Here is a 26,799-nt window from a genome sequence, read left to right as displayed (position 1 = left end):
CGACGAGCGACACGCAGGTCACCCGTTCTCGAGCTTCTCCCAGAGATCGCCCAGTCTGGGGGAAAATACTGGACGACGCCCGACTCACCTCGGGGCCCCTCTGCCGACAGGACTGCCGCTCGTGAATGTGATCCTCGACATCGGGCTGCTCTCCGGATGGTTCGTGATCACGGTCTACGCGGTCGCAGCCCTCGTCGCACTACTGCTCGTCGTGGTGCGTCCGAGCATCCGATGGCGTCGCCGCAGCTGGCTCCTCACGGTCGTCATCGCCGCCGTGGCCGGCACGCTGATCGGCCTCTTCCTCACCTGGCTGCTCTCCGACACCCTCAATCTCTTCGGCGCCGTGCTCACGGTCGTGTCCCGCACCTGGATCGCGGCGGGATTCGCGGGCATGGCCGTGGCCGTCGCCTCGCTCTGGCACGCCAGCTGGCGGCGCGTGATCGGGTCGATCCTCGCCGTCATCCTCTTCGCCGGCACCACCGCCATGTCGATCAACATCGATTTCGGCCAGTACCCCACGGTGCGCGCCGCCTTCGGCATCAGCGTGTACGCCGACGACATCACGCCGTACATCCACCCCGCAGACCCCAGCGCCTCGATCGCCACCTGGACCGCTCCCGCCGGCATGCCGTCGGCCGGCAAGGTCGGGTCGGTCACGATCCCCTCGACCGTATCCGGATTCCCCGCACGCAAGGCCGTGGTGTACCTCCCGCCCGCGGCCCTCACCGCGAACCCCCCGAAGCTGCCGGTGCTGGTGATCCTCTCGGGCCAGCCGGGAACCCCCGACGACCCCCTGCTCTCGTCGAAACTGGAGCAGAGCTCGAATGCGTACGCGGCGGCGCACCAGGGTCTGGCCCCGATCATCGTGAGCCCCGATCAGCTGAGCGCTCCCACGAAGAACCCCCTCTGCATCGACTCCGCCGCCGGCAACTCCGCCACGTACATCACCGTCGACGTCACGAACTGGATCAGGGCGAACCTCCCCGTGCTCGACGGCCCGCACTACTGGGGCATCGGTGGGCTGTCGCAGGGCGGCACCTGCTCCATCCAGCTCGGGGCGGCGCATCCGGAGCTCTACGGCGCCATCCTCGACGCCTCGGGCGAGGAGTTCCCCTCGCTCGGCAGCGAGCAGACCACCATCGACAAGGGCTTCGGCGGCGACGCCGCCGCCTACGCGGCCGCCTCCCCCGCGGCGATCATGGCCGCCAACGCCCCCTACAGCGACATGTACGCCGTCTTCGGCGTCGGCAGCCTGGACACCTCGTTCATGCCCGGCACCCAGCGGCTCTACGCCGACGCCCAGGCGGCCGGGATGGATGCCGTCTACATCGAGGCCGAGGGCAGCGGCCACGACGCCACCACCTGGTCGTACGTGTTCCAGCAGGGCCTCGGCCTCATCGCCGACCGCTGGGGGCTCGACCGATGAGCCTCTGGCGGCGCGCGCTGCGCCTGGCCGCCTCCATCCCCGTGACGTGGGTGGTGGTGGCCCTCGTGATCACCGCGAGCGTGGTGCGGCTCTCGCTCACGCCGGGCCGGGCCCGCGGCGGCATCGACTTCCTCGTGTCGACCGGGTTCGACGCCGTGTTCGTGCACCACGACTGGTACTCCACGTTCACCTCCGTGTTCTTCGTGTTCAACCCCGTGGTGCTCGGCGTGGTGGTGGTGGCTCTCATCGTGGGCATGGGGTGGTCGGAGCGGCGGATGGGCCACTGGCGCACGATCGTCGTGTTCTTCGCCGTCACCGTCGGCGGCATCGTGCTCGGGCTCGTCACCGAGGGTCTCGGCATCGGCCTCGACCTGTACTCGGCCGAACTGAGCCGCTGGCACCGCACCACCGACACGATCATCGCCCTCGTGGGCGTGGTGATGGCGGCGAGCGCGTTCACCAGCCCGTTGTGGAAACGCCGCATCCGCATCGTGGGCTTCGCCGCCATCCTGATGTTCGTCCTCTACTCGGGTCAGCCCTCCGATCTCTACCGCCTGTTCGCGGCGATCGTCGGCCTCTTCCTCGGCATGCGGCTCGCGCGCGCCCCGCTGCGGGTGCGCCGCCCACGCGCGACCCGCCGGGAGAGCCGCACCCTTCTCGCGGCAGTCGTGGCGGTGACCGCGCTCGGGCCACTCGTGAGCGTGGCATCGCCCTCGGGGAGCGGGGTTCTGAACCCCCTCGGCCTGCTGTTCCGCGACCCGTTGCGCGACTACGCCGCCATCGCGGCCCGCTGCGAGACCAGCGACTACTCCCGGCACTGCGTCGATGCGCTGGCTCTCTCGCGGCTCGACGGTCCGGGAGCCGTACTCCTCACCTTCCTCCCGCTCGTGGCGCTCCTCGTGGCCGCCTGGGGCATCCAGCGCGGCCGCCGTATCGGCCTCTGGCTCGCCGTCGCCATCAACGTCGCCCTGGCTGCTCTCGCCGCGGTGTACTTCGGATTCGTCCCCTTCCTCTCCGCCAGCGCCTATACCGCGTTCCAGACCACGGCGGCCGAAGACTACCGGGCCTACGAGTTCGTCTCCGCGCTCGTGCCGCTGCTCATCGCCGCGGGACTGGTGGCGTCGTCGCGGCTGTTCCCGGTCGACGACCGCGCGAGCGAAGGCATGACGGTGCGGCGGTTCGCCGTTCTCGTGGTGCTCGAGTTCGTGGCCGTCGCCGGTGTGTACTTCGTGATCGTCGCGAGCGTTCCCACACAGTTCACGCCGACGGCGAGCCTCAGCGATCTCCTGCTCGACCTGCCGGAGAGGTTCGTTCCGGTCGGCTTCCTCGCCTTCGAGCCGGCCGACATCTTCCCGAGCGGTCCGGTGGCCGTCATCGCCTCGCAGTGGGTGGGCGTGGTGTTCTGGCTGGCCGTGATCGTGACCGCGGTGATCGGCATGCGCCGCCCGCACCCGCACGGAGCCGAGACGGATGAGGCCCGCATCCGCTCGCTCCTCGTGGCAGGCTCGGGCGGACGCCTCTCCTGGATGACCACCTGGCCCGGCAACCACTACTGGTTCGCCCCCACCGGCGGCGCGGTGGCCTACCGGGTGGTGAACGGGGTGGCGGTGACGACGGGCGACCCGCTCGGACCGGTGGCGACGCATCCGCAGACCGCACTCGACTTCGCCACCTATTGCACCGACCGGGGCTGGACACCCGCGTTCTACTCGGTGACGGATGCGCTGCGCGGTCACCTCACCGACGCCGGCTGGTCGTCGCTGCAGGTGGCGGAGGAGACCATCGTGCGCCCGGCGGGCTGGTCGACGGAGGGCAAGAAGATGCAGGACATCCGCACCTCCATCAACCGCGCCACCAAGGAGGGCGTGCGAGCGGAGTGGCAGTCGTACTCGGAGCTGCCACCGTCGATCACGCGCCAGATCCGGCAGCTGTCGGAACTCTGGGTGGCCGAGAAGGATCTGCCCGAGATGGGCTTCACGCTCGGCGGGCTCGACGAGCTGATCGACCCGGATGTGCGGCTCATGATCGCCGTCGACGCCGACGGTACCGTGCAGGGCGTCACCAGCTGGCTGCCGACCTTCGAGGAGGGACGGGTGGTGGGCTGGACGCTCGACTTCATGCGCCGGGCCCCCGACAGCATGAACGGGCTGATGGAGTTCTTGATCGCCCAGGCGATCCTGAGGGCCCGCGATGAGGGCATCTCGTTCGTGAGCCTCTCGGGTGCACCTCTGGCGCGCAACGAGGACGCGGGCGGGGCCGATGACCGGTCGCCCGGCATCCTCGCCTTCCTGAGCCGCACGCTCGAGCCCGTCTACGGATTCCGGTCGCTGCTGCGGTTCAAGATGAAGTTCCGGCCCGAGTTCGAGTCGCTGCACCTGTGCTACCTCGACCCGCTCACCCTGCCGGCCATCGGGCTGGCGCTCACGCGGGCGTACCTGCCGACCCTGTCGGCGCGGCAGGCGCTGCGCACCCTGTCGGCGCGGTGAGGCGAGCCGGCGGCCGCTAGCTGTACTGCTGGCTCAGCGGGGAGTGGTCAGGCCGGGATCGTGCAGGCGAGCAGCGCCACCACCACGGCTCCACCCTTCGTGGCCTGGCGCCCGACCTCCTCGAAGCCGAGCCTGCCGTGGAACGCCAGAGAGCCCGGGTTCGGCGGCTCGACGTTCACCTCGCAGTCGACCTCGGCCGCGCCATCCGCACTCGCTGCGGCGAAGACCGCGTCGTAGAGCAGGGCACCGATGCCCTGGCTCCTCCGGCCCTCGGCCACCACGATGCGGTCGACGTAGAGGAACGCGCCGCCGCGCGCCGAGAACCAGCGGTAGTTCTCGCTCGCGTAGTCGACACCGGGCGCGAGGGCGAGCACGAACCCGAGCACGGCATCCGGATGCGCGGGGTCGACCGCTGCGGCCGCCAGCCGCGAGTGCGACACGAGGGTCTGCATCGCGTCGGCGTCGATGTCGTTCACGGCGGGCACCGCCGCGCGGTTGAGCACCACGAGCTGCGGGATGTCGCGGCTCTCGAGCGGGCGAACGGCGAGGGTGGGGACGGGTTCGTTCACGTAGCGACCCTATCGGTGCGGCACGGCCCGTGTTCGCTGAGCGCGGAGAACGACGGATGCGGACCGAACCAAGGAATGCGGCGCGCGCCTTCGCCATTGACCCCAGAGAACGAAGGAGCATCGATGACCGAACGCACCCCGCTGCACGACGAGGCGACGACCTGGTTGCGACTCCAGCAACGCGCCCACCAGGAGTTCACGACACGGGTGGCGCTCATCCAGGACTGGGACGGCCCGACCCCCGACACCGAGTGGTCGGTGCGCGATCTCGTGTCGCACGTGATCGAGGAGCAGCAGTGGGTGCCGTGGCTGCTCTCCGGTCTCGGCACGAGGCACGCGCGGAGTCGTATCCGCCCGATCGAGTCCGACCTGCCGATGGAGTGGCACCGCTACTCGCTGGCGGCCACCACGGCGTGGCGTGACGCCTCGCCCACCGCGACGGTGCAGCTCTCGTACGACACCGTGGAGGTGATCGACTACCTCAAGGAGCAGGTGGCCGACGTCACGATCCACAGCTGGGACCTGGCCCGCGCCGTGGGCGCCGACGACCGGCTCGACGACGAACTCGTGGCTCACGTCTGGACGGTGTTCGAGCCGCAACGTGACACCCTGCAGGCGAGCGGCGTGTTCGCGTCGCCGGTGCCGGTTCCGGATGACGCACCGCTCCAGTCGCGCCTGCTCGCGCTCACGGGCCGCGACGCCCGCCTCGCGGCCTAGCGTCTCGGCGTCACGGCCGTGCCGCGCGCGCACGCGCACGCGGACAACCACAAACGTCGTGTCGACCGAGCCCCTCACGGGGCCGGTCGGCACGACGTTTGTGCGAACCCGCGGCTACTCGGCCGAGGCGCGCTCCAGCACGAGCTCACGCACGCGCGCGGCGTCGGCCTGACCCTTCATGGCCTTCATCACGGCCCCGATCACGGCGCCGGCGGCCTGCACCTTGCCGTCTTTGATCTTGGCCAACACGTCGGGCTGGGCGGCGAGAGCCTCGTCGATCGCAGCGATCAGCGCGCCGTCATCCGACACCACGGCCAGGCCGCGCGCATCCACGACCTCCTGCGGCGTTCCCTCGCCGTCGATGACGCCTTCGAGCACCTGGCGGGCGAGACGGTCGTTGAGGGCACCGCTGTCGATGAGGGCTACGAGAGCCGCGACATCCGACGGCGACACCAGCGACGACGCCTCGGCCTCACGGGCGTTCGCGAGCCGCGAGATCTCGCCCGACCACCACTTGCGGGCCGCCTGCGGCGACGCGCCGGCGGCCACCGTCTCGGCGACCTCCACGAGCAGGCCGGCGTTCTGCACGTCTTGGAACTCGAGGTCGGTGAAGCCCCATTCGGCCTTCAGCCGACGCCGGCGAGCGGCCGGGGGCTCCGGCAGCGCGGCCCGCAGCTCCTCGATCAGCTCGGGCGACGGAACGACGGGCAACAGGTCGGGCTCGGGGAAGTACCGGTAGTCGTCCGCATCCGACTTCGGCCGGCCGGCCGACGTGGTGCCCGTGTCTTCGTGCCAGTGCCGCGTCTCCTGCGTGATGGTTCCGCCGTCGGCGAGGATGGCGGCCTGCCGCTGGATCTCGTAGCGGATGGCGCGCTCCACCGAGCGCAGCGAGTTCACGTTCTTGGTCTCGGTGCGGGTGCCGAGCGGCGCCGGCGGCTCGCCGGGAGCCGTGCGCGGGCGCAGCGAGATGTTCGCGTCGCAGCGCAGGTTGCCACGCTCCATCTTCGCGTCGGAGATGCCGAGCGCCACCACGATGTCGCGGATGGTGGCCACGTAGGCCTTGGCGAGCTCAGGCGCGTCTTTCTCGGCGCCGTAGATGATGTCGGTGACGATCTCCACCAGCGGCACACCGGCGCGGTTGTAGTCGACGAGCGAGTACTCCGCGCCCTGGATGCGGCCCGTGGAGCCGCCCACGTGCGTGAGCTTGCCGGCATCCTCTTCCATGTGCGCGCGCTCGATCGGCACGGTGAACATGCGGCCGTCGGGCAGCTCGACGTCGACCGAGCCGCCGAACGCGATCGGCTCGTCGAACTGCGAGATCTGGTAGTTCTTCGCCAGGTCGGGGTAGAAGTAGTTCTTGCGCGCGAACCGGCTCGACGGTGCGATGGAGCAGCCGAGCGCGAGGCCCAGGCTGATCGAGTAGCGCACGGCCTGGCCGTTCACCACGGGCAGCGAGCCCGGCAGCCCCAGGCAGGTGGGCGTGATGTTGGTGTTGGGCTCGCCGCCGAAGTAGTTCGGGGCGCTGGAGAACATCTTGGTCTTCGTGTTGAGTTCGACGTGGACCTCGAAGCCGAGTACGGGCTCGAAGAGCTCGAGTGCCTTGTCGAAGTCCATCAGTGCTGCCTTGGCCATCAGACGGCCCCTTCCTGAGCGGCTGCCATCTCGCCGGGGGCGAGGTCGGGAGCCTGGCTGATGAGCGAGTGGCCCCACTTCTCCTCGAGCATCGTCTCGAGCGCGCCGCCGACGTTGTAGAGGCGGGCGTCTTCGCGAGCGGGAGCGAGGAACTGGATGCCGACCGGCAGCCCGTCTTCCTTCGCGAGGCCCACGGGGAGCGAGATGCCGGGGATGCCGGCCAGGTTCGCGGGGATGGTGGCGATGTCGTTGAGGTACATCGCCATCGGGTCGCCGTCGTTCTGACCCAGCTTGAACGCGGTGGTGGGCGCGGTGGGCGAGACGAGCACGTCGACACCGGCGAAGGCGGCCGCGAAGTCGCGCTGCACGAGTGTGCGCACCTTCTGGGCACTGCCGTAGTAGGCGTCGTAGTAACCGGCGCTGAGCGCGTAGGTGCCCAGGATGATGCGGCGCTTCGCTTCGGCGCCGAAGCCCACCTCGCGGGTGGCCGACATCACGTCTTCGACGGTGCCGCCGCCCGGCGGGTTGACGCGCAGGCCGAAGCGCACGGAGTCGAACTTCGCGAGGTTGCTGCTCGCCTCGGCGGGCATGATCAGGTAATAGGCCGAGATGGCGTACTCGAGGCTCGGCAGGCTCACGTCGACGATCTCGGCACCCGCTGCCGCAAGCAGGTCGAGCGCCTCACGGAAGCGCTCGAGCACGCCCGCCTGGAAGCCGTCGCCGTCGAGCTCGGTGATGACGCCGATGCGGAGGCCCGCGACATCCGCTCGCCGTACGGCCTCGGCCATGCTGGGCCACTGATCGGTGAGCGACGTGGAGTCGAGCGGGTCGTGGCCGCCGATGATGTCGTGCAGCAGCGCCGAGTCGAGCACGGTGCGGCTCACGGGCCCGATCTGGTCGAGGCTCGAGGCGAGCGCGATGGCGCCGTAGCGGCTGACGCCGCCGTAGGTGGGCTTGACGCCCACGGTGCCGGTGACGTGGGCGGGCTGGCGGATGGAGCCGCCTGTGTCGGAGCCGAGTGCGAGGGGCGCCTCGAAGGCGGCCACCGCGGCGGCCGAACCGCCACCGGAGCCACCGGGGATGCGCTCGAGGTCCCACGGGTTGTGCGTGGGGCCGTAGGCGGAGTGCTCGGTGGAGGAGCCCATGGCGAACTCGTCCATGTTCGTCTTGCCGATCGGCACGAGGCCGGCGGCGCGCAGCTTCGTCATGACCGTGGCGTCGTACGGCGGCACCCAGCCCTCGAGGATCTTCGAACCGCTCGTGGTGGGCATGTCGTTGGTGACGATCACGTCTTTGATGGCGATCGGAACCCCGGCGAGCGGATGAAGCGACTCACCGTTCGCCCGGCGCGCGTCGATGCGTTCTGCCGTCGCGAGGCTGAGCTCGGGAGCGACGTGCAGGAATGCATGCACCTCGCCGTCGACCGCGGCGATGCGGTCGAGGTGGGCCGTGGTGGCCTCGACAGACGAGATCTCGCCCGCGGCGAGCTTGTTCGCGAGTGCGTGGGCAGACAGGCGCACGATCTCGTGCTGCTGGTTCGTCACTGCTCCTCCCCCAGGATGGCGGTGACGCGGAAGCGCGATCCGTCGTGGTCGGGGGCGCCCGCGAGCGCCTCGGCGGTGGTGAGCGTCGTGGTGGGAACGTCGTCGCGGTAGACGTTCTGCAGCGGGATCGGGTGGCTCGTGGCGGGCACGTCGGCCATGGCCACCTCCGACACCTTCGCGACGTTGTCGACGATCGAGCCGAGCTCGGTCGTGAGGCTCTCGATCTCCTGGGGTGTCAGGGCGATCCGGGCGAGGTTCGCGAGATGCGCGACCTGCTCCTGTGTGATTTCGGACATGGTGCTCCGGGGTTCTCGTTCGCGGGGGTGTGCCGCAATTCTATTCGCTTCGCGTGACCGTCTTCAGAAAGGCCACCGTCTCGGCCAGGGCGGTGTGCGCCTCGTCGTAGTCGAGGTGGAACTGGTACTCGTGCGGCAGCGCGGGTTCGTGGTCGGCCGGCCAGAAGAGGGAGGTGACGTCGACACCGGCGTCGCGCATCCGGTTGCTCATCGGCACGGACTCGATCCAGGTGAGCCCGTCGCCGTTGCCGCCGGAGATGAAGGTGGGAGGGAACTCGGCCGTGACGAAGTCGATGGTCGACATGGTGGCACCGGGCGACTCGACCGACCAGTTCTTGGTGCCGGTGTAGGCCCAGAGCGAGATCGTGAAGCCCCATCCGATGACGCCGCCGAGGTCGGACATGGCCCGCAGGTCGTAGACACCGCAGTTGAGGATGGCGCCCACGAGCTGCTCGGGGCGGAGTGCGGGCTCGATACCGACCAGCGTGGCGTAGTCGGGGTTCGTGGTGAGCACCGCGAGCTGACTGGCGAGCTGCGCACCCGCCGAGTCGCCGGCGAGCACGATGCGATCGGCGTCGATGCCGAGTTCGGCGGCGTGCGCGGTGAGGTAGCCCAGTGCGTCGTTGAGCTGCCGCACGGCGGTGGGATAGACGGCTTCGGGGCCGAGCGTGTAGTTGAGCGCCACGCCGGCGTAGCCCTCGGCCGCGAGGATCTTGAGGTACGGCACGACGTTCGAGCTCTGCCCCGAGATCCACGCGCCGCCGTGGATCCACACCACCACCGGCAACGGCTCCGTGGCGCCGGCCGGGCGGATGACGTCGAGGCTCGTGTCGGCTCCGGCGTCGCCGTAGACGATCCCGGTCTGTTCGTCGAAGTTGATGTCGGGTACGTAGGGCTGCATCTCGTCGACGGTGTCGCGGGCACCCTTCTCGAACACGCTCCGGATGAGCATCGCGGGCGGCCACGGGGTGGCCGAGACGATGATCGACACCACGAGCACCACGACGAGTGCGATCGTGAACGCGAACGCGGTTCGCCGCGTGCGTGGCGTGGGCCGCCAACGCGTCGCCTCCCGGTAGTCGTCGCTCATGCGGCCCCCTTGATCGCGCCCATTCTGCCAGAGCGCTGCCGATTCAGCCGACGGTGACGATTCGCCAGGCCACGATGACGACTGTCACGAGGGTGCCGAGAACCGAGACGATCCCCGCGGCGATACCCAGACGACGCCCACGGCCGGGCGGCACGATTGCGACCACGGCCAGGATCGTCGCCACCAGCTGGAATGGCCAGCCGAGCACGGAGACCGCCGGGATGCAACTGAAGTACAGGCCGGTCAACGCCAGGAAGAGCGCGATGAGGGCAACGCCGATACGGTTCTTCGCCCCGTCGATCGGACGCTCACGGGGTGCGCCGGACAGCGGTACGAGCGCCGGATAGCGGTTGTCGGGACGGAATGCCTGCAGTATCCGGATCTGTTCGGCACCGAGTTCACCGTCGCGTGCTCGCGCAGCGTCACTCATCGCCCGCGCGTCATTCCCGTGGCCCGCTGCCTCGTGCTGAGCGATCGCCCAGGCGAAAAGGGCGCGCTCCTGCGCACTTGAGCGTGTCGCGGAATCGACCGCCCACCCGAACGTCGTGAGCGAGGAGATGCCGATGAGGGCGACCAGCACCGCGCCACCCGGTTCATCAGGTTTCGTCTCCAGCAGGATGAGGCTGGCGACGATGCATCCGGCCCCCAAGAGCGCAGTCGCGCCGATCTGCGTGCTCCAGTAGCCGTTGCCCGACCGTGAGCCCGCAGGAGTGCTCATTCGACGACCTCACCCTTCTGCGTGTCGGCGGGAGCTGCGCCCGCCTCGGCGGGCTCCGCGGCACCGGCGGAATCGGAGACCGCATCGGGAGCGGGCGGGAGCGCACCCGGGCCCTCCGTGACGAGGAGGGCGAATTCGGCCGCGTCGATGATGCGCAGGCCGAGCGCCTCCGCCTTGCCGAGCTTGGAGCCCGCGCCGGGGCCGGCCGCGACGAAGTCGGTCTTCTTGCTCACGCTCGAAGCCGCCTTGCCGCCGGCCGCGATGATGGCCTCCTGCGCGCCCTCCCGGGTGAAGCCCTCGAGAGAGCCGGTTGCCACCACGGTGATGCCGTCGAGTACGCCGCCCGCGCCGACCGCCGCGCCGGGGCCAGGATGGCCCGGCGTGGCGAACTGCACACCGGCCGCGGCCCACTGCTCCACGATCTCCTGGTGCCAGTCGACCTCGAACCAGGCGATCAACGCATCGGCGATGATGCCGCCCACTCCATCGACCGCGGCGAGTTCGTCGCGCGTGGCGGAGCGGATGGCGTCGAGCGACCCGAAGTAGTCGGCGAGCGCCCGTGCCGCCACCGGACCCACGTGCCGAATGCTCAGCGACACCAGGATGCGCCACAGCGGCTTCGTCTTGGCGTTCTCGATCTCCTGCAGCAGCTTCGCCGCGTTGGTGGAGGGCACGTAGTGCTCGTCGCCCGCGAAATCGATGCCTGTCGCATCCGGATCGTAGGCGGGGTCGGTCTTCTTGCGCAGCCGCCGGAACGGCGCCACCACCTTCGGCGACTCGCCGTCTTTGTCGAGCTTCGGCATGCCGGTCTCGGAGTCACGAACGATGACCCGGATGGGGAAGAGGTCTTCCATCGTGAGGGCGAAGAGCCCGGCCTCGGTGACGAGCGGCGGATCGGCCGGCTCCAGCGGCTGGGTGAGGGCGGCGGCGCTCACCTCGCCGAGCACCTCGATGTCGAGCCCGCCGCGCGAACCCACGTGCTCGACGCGGCCCCGAACCTGTGCCGGGCAGCTGCGCGCGTTCGGGCAGCGCAGATCGATGTCGCCCTCTTTCGCGGGTGCCAGTTTCGTGCCGCACTCGGGGCAGAACTCGGGCATGACGAAGGCGCGCTCGGTGCCGTCGCGCAGCTCCACCACCGGCCCGAGCACCTCGGGGATGACGTCGCCGGCCTTGCGCAGCACCACGGTGTCGCCGATGAGCACACCTTTGGCCTTCACCACGTCTTGGTTGTGCAGAGTGGCCTGCCGCACCTCGGAACCGGCCACCTCCACCTTCTCCATCACGGCGAACGGCGTGGCGCGACCCGTGCGCCCCACGCTCACCACGATGTCGAGCAGCTTGGTGTTCACCTCTTCGGGCGGGTACTTGTAGGCGGTTGCCCACCGGGGTGCACGGCTCGTGGCGCCGAGTTCTTCGTGCAGCCGCAGGTCGTCGACCTTCACCACGATGCCGTCGATCTGGTGCTCGACGCTCGCCCGGTTGATGCCGTAGTCGCGGATGAAACCCGCCACCTCGTCGATGGTGTCGAACACCCGGTAATGCGTCGACGTGGGCAGCCCCCATTCGGCCAGCAGGCCGTAGACCTCCGACTGGGCGGCGACCGGCGGGTCGGGCCAGGCGCCGATGCCGTGCACGAGCATGCGCAGGCGGTGCAGCCGGTCGGTGACGAGGGCCAGCTGCCGCTCGTTCTTGCCTTCCGACTTCTGGCGGAGCGACCCGGCCGCCGCGTTGCGCGGGTTGGCGAACACGCGCTCCCCCGCGGCCTCCTGGGCGGCGTTCAGCTCGTCGAACGAGGCCACCGGGAAGAAGATCTCGCCCCGCACCTCCACGAGGGGCGGATGCCCGGTACCTTTCAACCGCGCCGGGATCGAGGTGATCTGCAGCACGTTCTCGGTGACGTCTTCTCCCACCACGCCGTCTCCACGCGTGGCGGCCGTGATCAGCACGCCGTTCTCGTAGCGCAGGTTGATGGCGAGCCCGTCGATCTTCAGCTCGGAGAGGAACCGCACGGTCGTCGCCCCGGCGTCGCGCACCACCTTGGCGGCCCACTCGTCGAGCTCTTCCTCACTGAACACGTTGTCGAGGCTCAGCATGCGCTCGGCGTGGGTGACGGGCGTGAACATGGTGGTGACGGCACGCCCGCCGACGGTCTGGGTGGGGCTGTCGTGCGATTGCAGCTCGGGATGCGCGCGCTCGAGCTCTTCGAGCCGGCGCACCATCAGGTCGTACTCCTTGTCGGTGACCGTGGAGGCGTTGTTCGCGTAGTACTCGTCGCGCAGCTCCAGGATGCGCACCGTCAGCGCATCGGCCTCGGCCTTCGCCGCCTCGAGCTCGCCCGGCGTCTCGCTCGGCAGCGCGGCCTCCTCCACCGCCGACGCGGCTCCGGCTGTCGCGCTCCCCTTCTGCGGAGCCCTCCCCCGTGGTGGCATCAGACCGCGGTGCCCACGGACGCCAGCGCGGGAACCGCGCTCACGGTGCGGTCGATGGTGCACTGCCCGAGAACCCGGGTGCCCACGTAGACCACCGCGGTCTGGCCCGGCGCCACTCCGTTGAGCGGGGAGACAGGTGTGATGACGAGCTCGGGCGACCCCGAGGCATCCGCCCGCACCACCGCGGCGGCGTCGACCGGGTCGGCGTGCGCACGGATCTGCACCTGGCAGTCGAACTCGACTTCCGGATGCTCGGGGGGCAGGCCCGCCCAGGTGAAACGGTGCCCGGCGATCTCGGCGATGGCGAGCGCCTCCTTCGGGCCCACGACGACCGTGTTGTCGACCGGACGCACCTCGAGCACGAACCGCGGCTTGCCGTCGGCCGCCGGCATGCCCAGCTTGAGCCCGCGGCGCTGCCCCACGGTGAACGCGTGCGCACCCTCGTGCGAGCCCACGACCGAGCCGTCGCGGTCGACGATGTCGCCCGTGGCGGTGCCCACCTTGTCGGCCAGCCAGCCGCTGGTATTGCCGTCGGGGATGAAGCAGATGTCGTGACTGTCGGGCTTGTTCGCCACCGAGAAGCCGCGCGCGGCCGCCTCGGCGCGCACCTCGGCCTTCGAGGGCGTGGCACCCAGCGGGAACATGCTGTGCGCCAGCTGCTCGGCGGTGAGCACGCCCAGAACATAGGACTGGTCTTTCGCCCAGGCGGCGGCGCGGTGCAGCTCACGGTTGCCCGCCGCATCCGTGGTGATGGTGGCGTAGTGGCCCGTGCACACCGCATCGAAGCCGAGGTCGAGCGCCTTCTCGAGCAGTGCGGCGAACTTGATGCGCTCGTTGCACCGCATGCAGGGATTGGGGGTGCGGCCGGCAGTGTACTCGGCGATGAAGTCGTCGACCACATCGGCCTTGAAACGCTCCGAGAAGTCCCACACGTAGTACGGGATGCCGATCTTGTTGGCGGCCCGCTGCGCATCCATCGAGTCTTCGATGGTGCAGCAGCCACGGCTGCCCGTTCGGAGTGTGCCGGGCATTCGGCTGAGCGCCAGATGCACGCCGACCACCTCGTGACCGGCCTCCACCGCGCGAGCGGCGGCGACTGCGGAGTCGACCCCTCCGCTCATTGCTGCGAGAACCTTCATGCTTCCAGCATACGTGGGGCATCCGACAAGCGAACTGCGGGCGATTCACGCTGTGGATAAGGGAAATGCCCAGTGTGCCGGTGCAGAATGAGACGGATGTCAGCACTCCTCGAGGCGCCGCCACACCGCCGGCCCGCCACCCCGACCCGCCGGCCCCGAGCTCGCTCCGGACCGGCCGTCGTCGTGTGCGTCATCGCCCTCGTGCTCGCGGCCGCTCTGGCATTGCACGCGCTCATCCCCCCGCTCTTCGGTGTGAGTCTTCTCGTCGAGTCGGCGCTGCCCTGGCTGGGCCTCGCGGTGCCGGTCATCCTGATCGCGGCGTTCATCACCCGCAGCAAGGGCGCGGTTGCCGCAGCTCTCGTTCCCGCGGTGGTGTGGGCGGTCATGTTCGTGCCGGCGATCGTGCCGCTCTCGTGGTCGGCGCCCGCCGCATCCGCGAACACCCTCACGATCGCGAGCCAGAACGTGGAGGCCGGATCGGGCACGGCGGCCGAGTCGGCCACAACCCTCGCCGCAACCGGTGCACAGGTGATCGCGCTGCAGGAGATGGACGACGCGGCTCGCAGCGAGGTCGAGGCCGTGCTGAGCGAGAACTACCCCTACTCCTACGGCATCGGCACGGTGGGCGTGTGGAGCGCCTACCCCATCGAGAACGCACAGGCGCTCGACCTCGGACTCGGCTGGCAGCGCGGCATCGCCGCCGACCTGGCCACCCCGACGGGGCTCGTGAGCATCTATGTGGTGCACGCGGCATCCGCCCGCCCCGACGACCACGCCACCCGCGACGAGATGCTCGCCAATCTCTCCGACTACGTGCCGCGTGACGAGAACAGCCGCCTGCTCATGCTGGGCGATTTCAACGCCGGCTCGAGCGACCGCAACATGGCGGGCCTCTTCGGGTCGCTGAGCGAGGCCAACCAGACGGATGGCGGCTTCGGCTTCACCTGGCCCGCGTCACTGCCCGTCACCCGCCCCGACCACGTGCTGCAGCGCGGCATGGAGGTCACCTCGAACACCACGATGCGGGTGGGCGGCTCCGACCACCTCGCCGTGCTCACCACCTTCAACCTCTAGCCCGACTCAGATCCTCGGCGGCGGTGGGGGCGCCGCGCCGTCTCGGGTCGGAGGCGGGCCGACGACCGCGTCCGACTCGGTCGGCTCTGTCGATCGACCACCGGAACCGCGCTGCCACACGACGATGCCCACGGCGATCGATACCGTCGCGGCCGCCACCAACAGCCCACCGAGGAGGTAGACGTGTGAGGTGAATGCCCACGTGGCGCCCGCGAACGCGAAGGTCGCCCCCGCGAAGAACCAGGTGGAGTTCTCCTCTCCCCGCACGAGCCAGCTCTTCTTCTCGTGGGGGTTCTCGCTCGAATGGTCGTTCAGCATCTCCGCTCCTTCCGATGGTCGGCCGCCCGTCGGGCGCCGCATCCTGAACTGCGTACGTCCTCCACGCTAGGCACGCGCCCGGACCTACACATCCACCCTGCGACGGACCCCCTACCGTGGAGTCGCATGATTTGTCGCCTGAAGGCCCATCCGGCGACAAATCATGCGACCCAGGCGATCACCCATTCAGCGCTTCCCTGACGCGTGCGATCGTGCGGGTGCGGTTCTGCCAGAGACCCTTCTTGCGCACCTGGACGACCGTGTACCCCGCGCGGCGGAAGTTCTCGAGCCGCACCGCATCCTTCTCGAACTGCTCGTAGTCGGTGCGGTGCTGATCGCCGTCGTACTCCACGATCACCCGCCGATCGCGGTAGAGCAGGTCAGCCCAGCCGAGGGGGTGGCCTCGCGGGTGCACGATCTGGGGGTTCAGCTCGGGTTCCGGCAGCCCTGCGCGTTGCAGCACGAGCCGAAGGATGCTCTCCGGCCGCGAGTCCGCCCCCTCCCGCACATCGATGGCGGCGGCGCGCACGGCCCGCGAGCCGTGGCACCTCCGGTGAGCCGCGCGCTCGCGCAACTCGGAGAGGTCGACAAACGGCCGATGGTCGTCGGCCTCGGGTCGCCGGGGTCTCCGAACCAGGAAGTCTCCCGCCGCCACGAGATCGTCGTGCGCCAGGATGCGCGCAAGCTGAAACCACGTCGTCAGGGCGTCGCACACCGGTACCCCGTACCTGATTGTCACCTCTAGGCCCTCGTCGCTCATCCGGTGCCCGCGCACCCCGTGCGCTCGTGGCAATGCGGCCGGCGTGACCACGGCGACGTCGAGCACGTCCCCCTCCTCCACGGCCCGGGGAAGCGGGATCCGCCACAGCCGCGCGGCGGTGACGTGACTGAAGACGTGACCCTCGGGACTCCGCACTCGGTAGGCCGCACACAGCTCGCGGAGCGTGAGCACCGCCCGGCCGTGGATACGCACGCCTGAGAAGGGGGCCTGGAGGTCGCTGCCCCGTATCCGCCGGGCAGAGACCCCGACCGATGCCGCGGCGGCGACCGAGAAGGGGGCCCGTATGAGCTCGGCCGGCAAGCTTCGAGGGCGACTCATGCCCAGAACTCTGCCCCAGCCACCTCCTCATTTCCGAGTTATCCACAGCCCTCACACGGCGCCCGTGCGTGAGGTCGCAGGATTTGTCGCGTAATCACGGATCTGGCGACACATTCTGCGACCCCGCGAGCGCTGGTCAGCGCGCGGGGGAGGTCACGTCGCGGGTGGCGAGGCCCGCTCGGGCGGCGGACGCGTAGGCGGCCGGGAGGGCCGCCACCAAGGCGTCGACCTCGGCCTCCGTCGTTCCGTGCCCCAGAGTGAAGCGGAGGGCGCCCAGGGCTTCGTCGTCGGGGATACCCATCGCCGTCAGCACGTGCGACACCTCCGGCACGCCCGCCTGACAGGCCGAACCCGTCGACACCGAGAAGCCCGCCATGTCGAGCAGGAAGAGCAGCGAATCGCCCTGCGCGCCCGGGAACGTGAAGTGCGCGTTGCCCGGCAGGCGGCCCTCGGATGTCGCGTCCCCGCGCAGCACGGCCCCGGGCACTGCCGCGCGCACCCCCGCGATCAGCCGGTCGCGCAGCGCCGCGAGGTGGGCGGGGTAGGACAGCGCGGCCACACCGCGTCCCTCAGGTGCCGCGGCGCTCGCCACCGGGCCGGGAGCCAGCTCGCGGATCACCGCGTCAGCGGCCGCCGCGAACGCCACCGCGCCGGCGACATCCTGCGTGCCCGACCGCACGCGCTGCTGGTTGCCGCCGTGGATGAGCGGCTCCACCTGACTCCTCCGTGCCAGCACGAGGGCGCCGATACCCACCGGGCCCCCGATCTTGTGCGCCGAGACACTGAGCGCATCCGCCCCCACCGTCGCGAAATCGAGCGGCACGTATCCGTACGCCGCCACGGCGTCGACATGTACGGGCACCCCGTGCGAACGGGCAACGGCCACCAGCGAGGCGATGGGCTGAATGGTGCCCACCTCGTTGTTGCCCCACAGCACCGTCACCAGGGCAACGGATGCGCCGTGCTCCGAGAGCGCCGCGGCCAGAACAGCGGGCGCGAGCCGCCCCACCTCGTCGACAGGCAGCCACACCACTCGTGCACCCTCGTGCCGCACCAGCCACTCGATCGCGTCGACCGTGGCGTGGTGCTCTCCGCCGGGTGCGAGGATGACGGGCCGAGGAGAAGAAGTCTGCCGGGCCCAGTACAGCCCCTTCACCCCGAGATTGATCGACTCGGTGCCCCCCGAGGTGAAGATCACCTCGATCGGCTCCGCTCCGAGCGAAGCCGCCACCACCTCGCGCGACTCCTCGAGCAGGCGCTTCGCCTCCTGCCCCTGGCTGTGGATCGACGACGGGTTGCCCACGAGACCGAGCGCATCCACGTAGGCCGCACGCGCCTCGGGGCGCATCGGCGTGGTGGCCGCATGGTCGAAGTAGATGGGCATGGGGGCGATCCTCGAAAGACACGATGGGAGACACGAGCGAGTCGACGCAGAGGCGACGCAGAACTGCGGGGGCGCAGCATCCGTGCGATTTCAGGCGCGAACTCGCCTGCAACTACTCTAAGTCTCATGACCCCGGCCGACCCCCTCGCTCGGCTCGGCGTTCGGCAGACCTCCCACGGCGGCGAACTCCGCGTCTGGTCGCAGAACGCCACGAGCATCGAACTCTGCCTCTATGACCACAAAGACCCGAACTGGGTCTACAAGTCGGTGCCCCTCGTGCGCGACGCACACGACGTGTGGGTCGGCAGGACGCGCTCGCTCGCGCCCGGCCGCCGCTACACGCTGAAGGTCACGGGGCCCGACGGCCCGACGCACGCCTTCGATCCCGAGATCCCCCTCCTCGACCCCTACGCCCGCGGAATCGTGCGGGCGGGCCGCGAACAGTTCCGCAGCGTCGTGGTCGATGAGGAGTTCAACTGGAACGGGGTGCAGAAGCCCCGCACGCCCCTCGACCACACCGTCATCTACGAGGCCCACGTGAAGGGCCTCTCCAAGATCAACAACCGCATCCCCGAGCACCTCCGCGGCACCTACGCGGGTCTCGCGCACGAGTCGAGCATCGGCTATCTGAAGAGCCTCGGCGTCACCGCCATCCAGCTCCTGCCGGTGCACGCCTTCGTCTCCGAGCAGCGGCTGCAGAAGCAGGGGCTCACGAACTACTGGGGCTACAACACCCTCGGCTTCTTCGCACCGCACAACCTCTACGCCTCGCGTACGGCCCAGGCCGAGGGGCCGGGTGCCATCCTGCGCGAGTTCAAGGGCATGGTGAAGCTGCTGCACGAGGCCGGCCTCGAGGTCATCCTCGACGTGGTCTACAACCACACCGCCGAAGAGGGGCGGATGGGGCCGACCTCGAGCTTCCGCGGCATCGACAACGCGAACTACTACCGTCAGACATCTCGCGGTGACTACATCGACGTCACCGGATGCGGCAATTCCATCAACACCTCCACCCCCGCCGTGACGCGCATGATCCTCGACTCGCTGAAGTACTGGGCGAACGACGTGCAGATCGACGGCTTCCGCTTCGACCTCGCGGCCACCCTGGGACGCAATGCCGACCACTACTACGACAACCAGCATCCGCTCATCACGGGCATCGTCTCCGACCCCGAGCTGGCCGGCGTGAAGATGATCGCCGAACCATGGGATGTGGGCATGGGCGGGTGGCAGACCGGCAACTTCCCCGACGGCTGGCAGGAGTGGAACGACCGCTTCCGCGACCGCATGCGCAAGTTCTGGCTGCGCGACATCAAGTCGATCCGCGAGAACGGCAACCCCGGAGACGGTGTCGGGATGCTGGCGACCCGGATCGCCGGTTCGTCGAACACGTTCTCACAGGCACGTGGACCGCTCGCGAGCGTCAACTTCGTCACCGCTCACGACGGCTTCACTCTTGCCGACCTCACCGCCTACAACGTCAAGCACAACGTGGGCAACGGCGAGGCCAACCGCGACGGCACAGACAACAACATGTCGTACAACCACGGCATCGAAGGCCCCACGACGTCGCGGGCCATCGAGCAGTCGCGACGGCGCGCGATGCGCAACCTGATGGGAACCCTGCTGCTCTCGGCCGGAGTGCCGATGATCACGGCGGGAGACGAGTTCGGCCGCAGCCAGAAGGGCAACAACAACGCCTACTGCCACGACTCCGAGCTCACCTGGATCAGCTGGGACAGGCGCACCTGGCAGAAAGACCTCTGGCGCACCACGCAGCACCTGCTGCGGGTGCGGCGCGAGAATCCCGCTCTGCGCCCGGTGCGCTTCGGGGTGTTCGGCGAACGCACGCCGTCGGCCAGCCAGATGGATTGGTACGACGCGGGCGGCGACTCGATGTCGATGGCCGACTGGAACTCGCCCGAGAACCGCACCCTGCAATTCGTGGCGGCGTCGACCCCCGAGCGTGAGGAGTTCAACCGCATCCTGACCGTGATCCACGGCGTGGAGAGCCCGATCACGGTGACCCTGCCGGTGCACGACGACGTCGAGGCCTACGAACTGCTCTGGGACTCCTCGGATGACGCGCCGCCGGCCCACCATCACGATGAGACCCCACCCCGCTTCGCCCCAGGCACGACCGTCGAGGTGGCCGCCGCCTCCCTGCAGCTCTACCGCGCTGTGTGAATCTTCCGCGCCGCCGCCGCCTCTGCGGCGCGGGCGACATGCGGGGCAGCCGTCGTTCCACGTCGCTGCGCGGCGCGGTCCGGCGGCTGTCCCGCCCTGGTTCGGCTAGGAGCGGCCCGCCGCTCTCCGCTTCGTGCGGCTCACTGCTGGAAGAGGAAGTCCTCGAGACTGGTCAGCACGACCACCTCGGCATCGGGATCAGCCAGGCACTCGACGCCGGTGACATCCGAGGCACTTAGTGAGCATTCACCAACTCTATCGGGCACTCGGGCAGACGGGAACTCAGTGGGCCGCGGGTGACGCTGCGCCTCCGCGGCCCGCAGGCAGGGCGAGGGCGGCGAGCGCAGCCGCGAGGAGAACCGCGGCGCCGACCCAGATGGCCGGGATGGCCGCATCCACGTAGCCCGTCGGGGTGAAGGAGCCGCCCGCACCCACGAACACTGCCGTGAGAACCGCGATCCCGAGCGCCACGCCGATCTCGCGCAGGGTCGAGTTGGTGCCCGACGCCTTCGCGTTGTCATCAGGACTCATGTTGGCGAGCACCGCCGTCGATGACGGCGCGAACACGAGGCCCATGCCCACGCCCGCGAAGATGAACGCCGGCACGAGCTGCGGGTAGTCGAGTGTGGTCGACATCACGAGCGCGAGCCAGGCCACGCCGGTGGCCTGCAACAGCAGACCGGCCACGATCAGGGTGCGGGTGCCCACGCGCGGCGCGATCAGTCCGGCGAGCGGCGCGATCACCATCGGCGCCAGAGTCCACGGCATGGTCATCACACCCGCCTCGAGCGGCGTCGCCCCTCCCACGATCTGCAGGTACTGGATGAGGATGAACACCGACCCGAAGATGCCGAAGCTGAAGGTGAGCCCCACGACGTTCGCCACGGTGAAGCTCCGGTCGTGAAACAGCCGCAACGGCAGCAACGGATTCGGCACCCGGCGCTCCCAGAGGATGAACGCCGCGACGAGCAGCACGCCCGCCACGAGAGAACCGACCACCTCGAACGAGCCCCAGCCTGCGTCGTTACCCCGCACGATGCCGTAGACGATGCCCAGCACTCCCCCACCGGCGAGCACCACGCCCACGACGTCGGCGCGCAGCCGGGCCCCGAACGAGTTCGGCAGAGCGATCAGCACGAGCGGGATGCTCAGGATGCCCACGGGCACGTTGAGCCAGAAGATCGCGTCCCAGTTCCAGCCCTGGATCACGGCGCCGCCGATGAGCGGGCCGAGTGCCACGCCCAGACCCGAGATGCCTCCCCAGATTCCGATCGCGAGGGGCCTGAACTTCGCCGACACCGACCCCACGAGCAACGTCAGCGACAGCGGCATGAGCGCGGCGGCACCCACGCCCTGCACCGCGCGGGCCGCGATGAGCATCCACGGCTCCACGGCGAGGGCGCAGAGCGCCGACGCCACCGTGAAGAGCGCGATGCCCGCGAGGAAGACGTTGCGCCGCCCCAGCCGGTCACCGAGCGCGACGGCCAGCAGCATGAACGTGGCGAAGCTCAGCGTGTAGGCGTTCACGAACCACTGCAGCTGCTCGATCGAGGCGTTCAGCTCCCGGCCGAGCACGGGCAGGGCACTCGTGACCACGAGGTTGTCCAGGGTGGCCATGAACATCGGGATGGAGGCCGCCACGATGGCGAGCCAGACGGGAATGCGGCGCCGCGGCGCGACATCCGCCGCCCCCACGGCTGCGGCGGAACGATCGGTGGCCGGAGGTGCCGAATCGGTGAGCGCCATGAGCGTCTCCTCTCTCAGTCGAATAGGTAATCGGATGATTACAACGACGACCATAAGTAATCAACTGATACCATGTCAAGTGTGACCGAGAAGAAGACGAGAATGCCCTCCGACGAGCGCCGCGAACTCGTGCTGGCCGCCGCCACGACGGTGTTCGGTGACACCGGATACGCAGGCACCACGACCGACGCCGTCGCCCGGGCCTCCGGCGTGAGTCAGCCCTACGTGGTGCGGATGTTCGGCACCAAGGAGCAGCTCTTCCTCGAGGTTCTGCACCGGGCGCTCGACAAGCTCGACACCGCGTTCCGCGCCGCGATCGCCGGCGATCCGGAGGTCGGAATCGAGCGTCGCCTGGGGCTCGCGTACTTCGAGCTCACCGCCGACCGCGGCATCCTGCTCTGCCTCATGCACGCCTTCGCCCTCGGCGCCGACCCGGTGATCGGCACGGCCGCGCGCTGCGGCTTCATGGACGTCTACCGCCTGCTCCGCGACGAGTCCGGCATGTCAGGTCAGCAAGCCGCCGACTTCCTCGCCGGCGGGATGCTCGCGAACGTGGTGCTCGGTCTTCGTCTCTTCGACGACTACGACACCGAGCCTGCGGTGCAGGAACTGCTCGGCACGGTCTTCCCCGAGAAGCTCGACATCATCCGGCGCTCGCATCCACCGCTGACGCCTTCGGGGCCTTCCCGGACGGCAGCGCCAGGCCGATGATCGCGGCGAGGAAGAGCACACCGGAGCCCGTCGCGATGGCTGGAATTGCCGCGTCGACATAGCCGGTGGGAGTGAACGAGCCGCCGGCGCCCACGAAGACCGCAGTGAGCACCGCGATGCCGAGGGCCACGCCGACCTCGCGCAGGGTGGAGTTGGTGCCGGAGGCCTTCGCGTTGTCGTCGGCCGACATGTGCGCGAGCACGGCGGTCGAGGAGGGCGCGAACACGAGTCCCATCCCGACCCCGGCGAAGATGAACGCCGGCAGCATCTCGAGGTAGTGCAGCTCGGGGCTCATGGTGAAGGCCAGCCAGCCCACACCGATCGCCTGAAGCAGGCAGCCGAGCACGATCAGCACCCGAGTGCCGACGCGCGGTGCGATGAGGCCGGCGAGAGGGGCCACGATCATGGGGGCGAGCGTCCACGGCGTGGTCATCAGCCCTGCCTCGAGCGGGGTCGCACCGGTGACGATCTGCAGGTACTGGATGAGGATGAACACCGCCCCGAACACGCCGAAACTGAAGGTGAAGCCGACGATGTTCGCGACGGTGAAGCTGCGGTCGCGGAAGAGCCGGAGCGGCAGCAGCGGGCTCGGCACGCGCCGCTCCCAGAAGACGAAGCACACGAGCAGCACCGCGCCCGCCGTGAGCGCACCGAGCACTTCGACGCTGCCCCAGCCGCGATCGTTGCCGTTCACGATGCCGTAGACCAGCGCGAGCACGCCGACGCCGGCCAGCAGCACGCCCACGATGTCGGCCCGCAGCCGCGCACCGAACGAGTTCGGCAGCGCCAGGAGAACGAGCGGCACGCTGACGATGCCGATGGGCACGTTCAGCCAGAAGATGGCGGTCCACTGGAAGCCTTCGATCACGGCCCCGCCGATGAGCGGACCGAGCGCCACACCGAGGCCCGAAATACCTCCCCAGATGCCGATGGCGAGGGGCCGCACTCTCTCCGACACCGATCCCACCAGCAGCGACAGCGACAGCGGCATGAGGGCCGCAGCCCCGATCCCCTCGACCGCCCGCGCCGCGATGAGCATCTCCGACGACGTGGCGAGCGCACAGACCGCCGACGAGGCCGTGAACACGACGATGCCCGCGAGGAACACCGTGCGCCGCCCCAGCCTGTCACCGAGCGCCACGGCCAGCAGCATGAAGCTCGCGAACGCGAGCGAGTACGCGTTCACGAACCACTGCAGCTGCTCGATCGACGAACCGAGGTCTTTGCCGATCACGGGCAGCGCCGTCGTCACCACCAGGTTGTCGAGCGAGGCCATGAACATCGGCAGGGATGCCGCCACGATCGCCAACCACACGGGCACCCGCTTCAGCCGCGCCGTCCCCTCACCGTTCACCCCCTCCACCGTGGGCGCAGGCCTCACCGAGTTCACGTCACCGGGCCACGGCGAGCAGGCCGAGTTCGGCCGGGGAGGCGAGGTCGGGATGCTTCGGAACCACGCGCACGGTGTAGCCGAACGAACCCGCCCGGGCGAGGTGCACGGTGCCCGAGTACACGCGGTCGAGGCCCGAGGAGCCCGATCCGTCGGAGGGCGCCGCCGCGGTGTGGGGGGTCGTGAGCTCCACGGTGGCTGCGTCCGACAGCTCGTCGCCGTGCACGGCGTGCCCGTAGACCACCTCCACCGCGACATCCGCCGGCTCCAGCGAACCGAGCTGGATGTGCGCGCGCACGTGCAGCACGTCGCCCACCTGCGGGGTGTCGTCGAGCCCGCCCGACTCCACATGCACCACGGAGACGCCCGGCCACGCCGACCGCACGCGTTCCTTCCACACCGACAGCTCGCGCGCCGCCTCGTGGTCGTCGGCGGTCATCGCCCGCTCCGCCTCGGCGGCCGGGATGTAGAGCCGCTCGACGTACTCGCGCACCATCCGCTCGGCGCTGAGTTCGGGCGAGAGGGTGGCGAGGGTGTGCCGGATCGACTGCATCCAGTGCTCAGGGATGCCGTCGGCGTTGCGGTCGTAGAACCGCGGCGCCACCTGGTTCTCCATGAGGTCGTAGAGCGCCTCCGCCTCGAGGGCGTCGCGCTCGGCGGCATCTCCGGCCGAGTCCGCGGTGGGAATCGCCCAGCCGTTCTCGCCGTCGAAGTACTCGTTCCACCAGCCATCGAGGATCGAGAGATTGAGCCCGCCGTTGAGCGCGGCCTTCATACCGGATGTGCCGCACGCCTCGAGCGGACGCAACGGGTTGTTGAGCCACACATCCGTTCCCGGGTAGAGCAGCTGCGCCATGCCGATGTCGTAGTTCGGCAGGAAGACGATGCGCCGCCGCACCTCGGGGTCGGCCGCGAACTGCACCAGTTTCTGGATGAGTCGCTTGCCCTCGTCATCGGCCGGGTGCGACTTGCCGGCGATCACGAGCTGGATTGGCCGCTCGGGATTCAGCAGGATCGACTTCAGTCGCGCGGGGTCGTGCAGCATCAGGGTGAGCCGCTTGTAGGTGGGCACGCGCCGGGCGAAGCCGATGGTGAGCACCTCGGGGTCGAGTAGGCTCTGGTACCACGACGGCGGGATGGAGTCGGGGCTCTGCTCGCGCCAGGCCTCGGTCACCCGGCGTCGGGCGTCGTGCACGAGCTGGCGGCGCATGTCGCCACGAACCGCCCAGAGCTCCGCATCCGTCACCGCGTCGGAGGCCCAGTCGGCCGTGGTGGTGTCACCGGTGCCGAGCTTCGTGCGCGCGAGCTCCTGCAGCAGCGGATCGGTCCAGGTGGGAGCGTGCACGCCGTTCGTCACCGAGGTGATCGGCACCTCCGCACGGTCGAATCCCGGCCAGAGCCCCGCGAACATGCCTCGGCTCACGTCGCCGTGCAGCTTCGACACACCGTTGGCACGCTGACCGAGCCGGAGGCCCATCACGGCCATGTTGAACATGTCGGCGGCGCCGCCGTCGTAGTCCTCGGCACCCAGGGCGAGCACGTTCGCGACATCCAGCCCCGGCAGCATGTCGGTGGAGAAATACCGCTCCACGAGCGACCGGTCGAAGCGGTCGATGCCCGCCGGAACGGGCGTGTGCGTGGTGAACACGGTTCCCGCGCGCACCACCTGCAGCGCCTCATCGAACGAGAGCCCGCCACCGATGAGCTGCGAGATGCGCTCGAGGCCGAGAAACCCGGCGTGGCCCTCATTGGTGTGGTAGACCTCGGGCATCGGCGAATCCGTCAGTTCGGCCACCACCTCGAGGGCGCGCACGCCGCCGATGCCGAGCAGCAGCTCCTGCAGCAGGCGGTGCTCGCCGCCTCCGCCGTAGAGCCGGTCGGTGACGCTGCGCAGGTCGTCGTCGTTGTCGGGGATGTCGGTGTCGAGCAGGAGCAGGCGCACCCGGCCCACCTGGGCCTGCCAGATGCGGGCGTAGAGCGCGCGACCGTCGGGCAGCGCGAGCACGATCTGCGCGGGGGTGCCGTCGGCGAGGCGCAGCACCGAGAGCGGGAGACCGTCGGGGTCGAGCACGGGGTAGCTCTCCTCCTGCCAGCCGTCGCGCGAGATCGACTGCGAGAAGTAGCCCGAGCGGTAGAAGAGGCCCACGCCGATGATCGGAACACCGAGGTCGGAGGCCGCCTTGAGGTGATCGCCCGCGAGGATGCCGAGACCGCCCGAGTACTGCGGCAGCGCCGCGGCGATGCCGAACTCGGGCGAGAAGTAGCCGATGGAGCGGGGGCGCGGGCTCTCGAGACCCTGGTACCAGCGCGGTTCGCGGAGGTAGGCGGCCAGGTCGTCGCGCAGGCTGTTCGCCCAGGCCACGAACCCGGCGTCGCCGGCGAGCTGCTCGAGCCGCTCGGGGCTCACGGCACCCAGGAGAGCGACCGGGTCGCCGAGCGTCGCTCGCCAGTCGTCGGGCGAGATGTGCGCGAAGATCTGCCGCGTGGGCTGGTGCCACGCCCAGCGCAGGTTCGCGGCGAGTTCCCCGAGCGCCGACAACGACTCGGGCAGAACGGAACGGACGATGAACCTGCGAATCGCCTTCACGCGATGGACTCCTTATTCGGGGATGCTCCGACCAACCCCGCCAGCCTAGGCCAGTCCGGTTTCCAGACTGTGAACACCTTGCAGGGCACCCCTAAGTCGGTAGGGTCTGAGGTGTGGCAGCTACGCGCAAGAAATCTGCGGCGGCACCGGCTTCGAAGCCCGCGCCCGTCGCCCCCGAGCCCGCACCGACAAAGGCGGAGGCGGCCCCGCCGTCTCCCACGATCCCGGTTCCGGATGCGGCTCCCGCACCCTTCACC

The 26,799-nt window shown here is 69.6% G+C and carries 20 protein-coding genes; 6 read left to right on the top strand and 14 right to left on the bottom strand.

Features of this window, described 5'->3' with window-relative positions; translation table 11 throughout:
* The first annotated feature begins 121 nt into the window (after window positions 1-121).
* On the top strand, window positions 122-1,426 hold the full coding sequence (locus tag EPO52_RS12965; RefSeq protein WP_290807126.1) for an alpha/beta hydrolase-fold protein: 1,305 nt from the start codon (window positions 122-124) through the stop codon (window positions 1,424-1,426).
* Window positions 1,423-3,912: a DUF2156 domain-containing protein gene (locus tag EPO52_RS12960; protein ID WP_290807124.1), complete on the top strand. Its 2,490-nt coding sequence runs from the start codon at window positions 1,423-1,425 to the stop codon at window positions 3,910-3,912. Before EPO52_RS12965 ends, EPO52_RS12960 begins: the two co-directional genes overlap by 4 nt.
* A gap of 47 nt (window positions 3,913-3,959) precedes the next feature.
* Here EPO52_RS12960 and EPO52_RS12955 read toward each other — a convergent pair whose 3' ends face one another.
* On the bottom strand, window positions 3,960-4,481 hold the full coding sequence (locus EPO52_RS12955; protein WP_290807123.1) for a GNAT family N-acetyltransferase: 522 nt from the start codon (window positions 4,479-4,481) through the stop codon (window positions 3,960-3,962).
* A 123-nt stretch (window positions 4,482-4,604) separates the two neighbouring features.
* Between EPO52_RS12955 and EPO52_RS12950 the strand changes: the two genes are divergently transcribed.
* Window positions 4,605-5,198 (top strand): TIGR03086 family metal-binding protein, encoded by a 594-nt coding sequence (locus EPO52_RS12950; RefSeq protein WP_290807121.1) that lies wholly within the window; start codon window positions 4,605-4,607, stop codon window positions 5,196-5,198.
* Between the two features lie 114 nt (window positions 5,199-5,312).
* Here the strand turns inward: EPO52_RS12950 and gatB are convergent, their stop codons facing one another.
* Genes gatB through mnmA form a run of 7 tightly spaced genes read right to left on the bottom strand, consistent with a single transcriptional unit; the run spans window position 5,313 to window position 14,046 of the window.
* Window positions 5,313-6,830: an Asp-tRNA(Asn)/Glu-tRNA(Gln) amidotransferase subunit GatB gene (gene gatB / locus EPO52_RS12945; RefSeq protein WP_290807119.1), complete on the bottom strand. Its 1,518-nt coding sequence runs from the start codon at window positions 6,828-6,830 to the stop codon at window positions 5,313-5,315.
* Window positions 6,830-8,374: an Asp-tRNA(Asn)/Glu-tRNA(Gln) amidotransferase subunit GatA gene (gatA, locus tag EPO52_RS12940; protein ID WP_290807117.1), complete on the bottom strand. Its 1,545-nt coding sequence runs from the start codon at window positions 8,372-8,374 to the stop codon at window positions 6,830-6,832. The genes gatB and gatA overlap by 1 nt, the downstream gene beginning before the upstream one ends.
* On the bottom strand, window positions 8,371-8,670 hold the full coding sequence (gene gatC / locus EPO52_RS12935) for an Asp-tRNA(Asn)/Glu-tRNA(Gln) amidotransferase subunit GatC (protein ID WP_290807115.1): 300 nt from the start codon (window positions 8,668-8,670) through the stop codon (window positions 8,371-8,373). The genes gatA and gatC overlap by 4 nt, the downstream gene beginning before the upstream one ends.
* Window positions 8,671-8,710: 40 nt before the next feature.
* Window positions 8,711-9,760: an alpha/beta hydrolase gene (locus EPO52_RS12930; RefSeq protein WP_290807113.1), complete on the bottom strand. Its 1,050-nt coding sequence runs from the start codon at window positions 9,758-9,760 to the stop codon at window positions 8,711-8,713.
* A 43-nt stretch (window positions 9,761-9,803) separates the two neighbouring features.
* Window positions 9,804-10,478, bottom strand: coding sequence for a hypothetical protein (locus EPO52_RS12925; protein ID WP_290807111.1), 675 nt, complete (start codon window positions 10,476-10,478; stop codon window positions 9,804-9,806).
* Window positions 10,475-12,907: an NAD-dependent DNA ligase LigA gene (ligA, locus tag EPO52_RS12920; protein WP_290807109.1), complete on the bottom strand. Its 2,433-nt coding sequence runs from the start codon at window positions 12,905-12,907 to the stop codon at window positions 10,475-10,477. Before ligA ends, EPO52_RS12925 begins: the two co-directional genes overlap by 4 nt.
* Window positions 12,907-14,046 carry a tRNA 2-thiouridine(34) synthase MnmA gene (mnmA, locus tag EPO52_RS12915; protein ID WP_290807107.1) on the bottom strand — a complete coding sequence of 380 codons (1,140 nt, stop codon included), beginning with the start codon at window positions 14,044-14,046 and terminating at the stop codon, window positions 12,907-12,909. Before mnmA ends, ligA begins: the two co-directional genes overlap by 1 nt.
* 96 nt (window positions 14,047-14,142) lie before the next feature.
* On the opposite strand from mnmA, the gene EPO52_RS12910 reads away from it, so the two are divergent.
* Entirely contained in the window at window positions 14,143-15,120 is a 978-nt protein-coding gene (locus tag EPO52_RS12910) for an endonuclease/exonuclease/phosphatase family protein (protein ID WP_290807105.1), read from the top strand.
* A 6-nt stretch (window positions 15,121-15,126) separates the two neighbouring features.
* Here EPO52_RS12910 and EPO52_RS12905 read toward each other — a convergent pair whose 3' ends face one another.
* The 3 genes from EPO52_RS12905 to EPO52_RS12895 form a co-directional block, all read right to left on the bottom strand.
* Window positions 15,127-15,438 (bottom strand): hypothetical protein, encoded by a 312-nt coding sequence (locus EPO52_RS12905; RefSeq protein WP_290807103.1) that lies wholly within the window; start codon window positions 15,436-15,438, stop codon window positions 15,127-15,129.
* A 178-nt stretch (window positions 15,439-15,616) separates the two neighbouring features.
* Window positions 15,617-16,537 carry a DUF559 domain-containing protein gene (locus EPO52_RS12900; RefSeq protein ID WP_290807101.1) on the bottom strand — a complete coding sequence of 307 codons (921 nt, stop codon included), beginning with the start codon at window positions 16,535-16,537 and terminating at the stop codon, window positions 15,617-15,619.
* 136 nt (window positions 16,538-16,673) lie between these two features.
* Window positions 16,674-17,921, bottom strand: coding sequence for a cysteine desulfurase family protein (locus EPO52_RS12895; RefSeq protein WP_290807099.1), 1,248 nt, complete (start codon window positions 17,919-17,921; stop codon window positions 16,674-16,676).
* A gap of 126 nt (window positions 17,922-18,047) precedes the next feature.
* Here EPO52_RS12895 and glgX point away from each other — a divergent pair, with 126 nt between their 5' ends.
* Entirely contained in the window at window positions 18,048-20,108 is a 2,061-nt protein-coding gene (gene glgX / locus EPO52_RS12890) for a glycogen debranching protein GlgX (RefSeq protein WP_290807097.1), read from the top strand.
* Between the two features lie 282 nt (window positions 20,109-20,390).
* On the opposite strand, the gene EPO52_RS12885 is transcribed toward glgX, so the two are convergent.
* Window positions 20,391-21,854: an MFS transporter gene (locus tag EPO52_RS12885; RefSeq protein WP_290807095.1), complete on the bottom strand. Its 1,464-nt coding sequence runs from the start codon at window positions 21,852-21,854 to the stop codon at window positions 20,391-20,393.
* A 72-nt stretch (window positions 21,855-21,926) separates the two neighbouring features.
* On the opposite strand from EPO52_RS12885, the gene EPO52_RS12880 reads away from it, so the two are divergent.
* The gene (locus EPO52_RS12880) at window positions 21,927-22,565 is read left to right on the top strand and encodes a TetR/AcrR family transcriptional regulator (protein ID WP_290807093.1); all 639 of its coding nucleotides are present in this window, start codon (window positions 21,927-21,929) and stop codon (window positions 22,563-22,565) included.
* On the opposite strand, the gene EPO52_RS12875 is transcribed toward EPO52_RS12880, so the two are convergent.
* Both EPO52_RS12875 and glgP read right to left on the bottom strand, forming a co-directional pair.
* A complete protein-coding gene (locus EPO52_RS12875; RefSeq protein WP_290807091.1) occupies window positions 22,498-23,919 on the bottom strand; it encodes a DHA2 family efflux MFS transporter permease subunit in 1,422 nt (473 codons plus the stop codon). The genes EPO52_RS12880 and EPO52_RS12875 overlap by 68 nt on opposite strands.
* A gap of 37 nt (window positions 23,920-23,956) precedes the next feature.
* Entirely contained in the window at window positions 23,957-26,542 is a 2,586-nt protein-coding gene (gene glgP / locus EPO52_RS12870; RefSeq protein WP_290807089.1) for an alpha-glucan family phosphorylase, read from the bottom strand.
* Between the last annotated feature and the right edge of the window lie 257 nt (window positions 26,543-26,799).

Source organism: Herbiconiux sp., assembly GCF_004297105.1.
Classification (GTDB): Bacteria; Actinomycetota; Actinomycetes; order Actinomycetales; family Microbacteriaceae; genus Herbiconiux.
The sequence above is the reverse complement of the archived record's forward strand: the minus strand, read 5'-3'. Positions and strand labels throughout refer to the sequence as shown.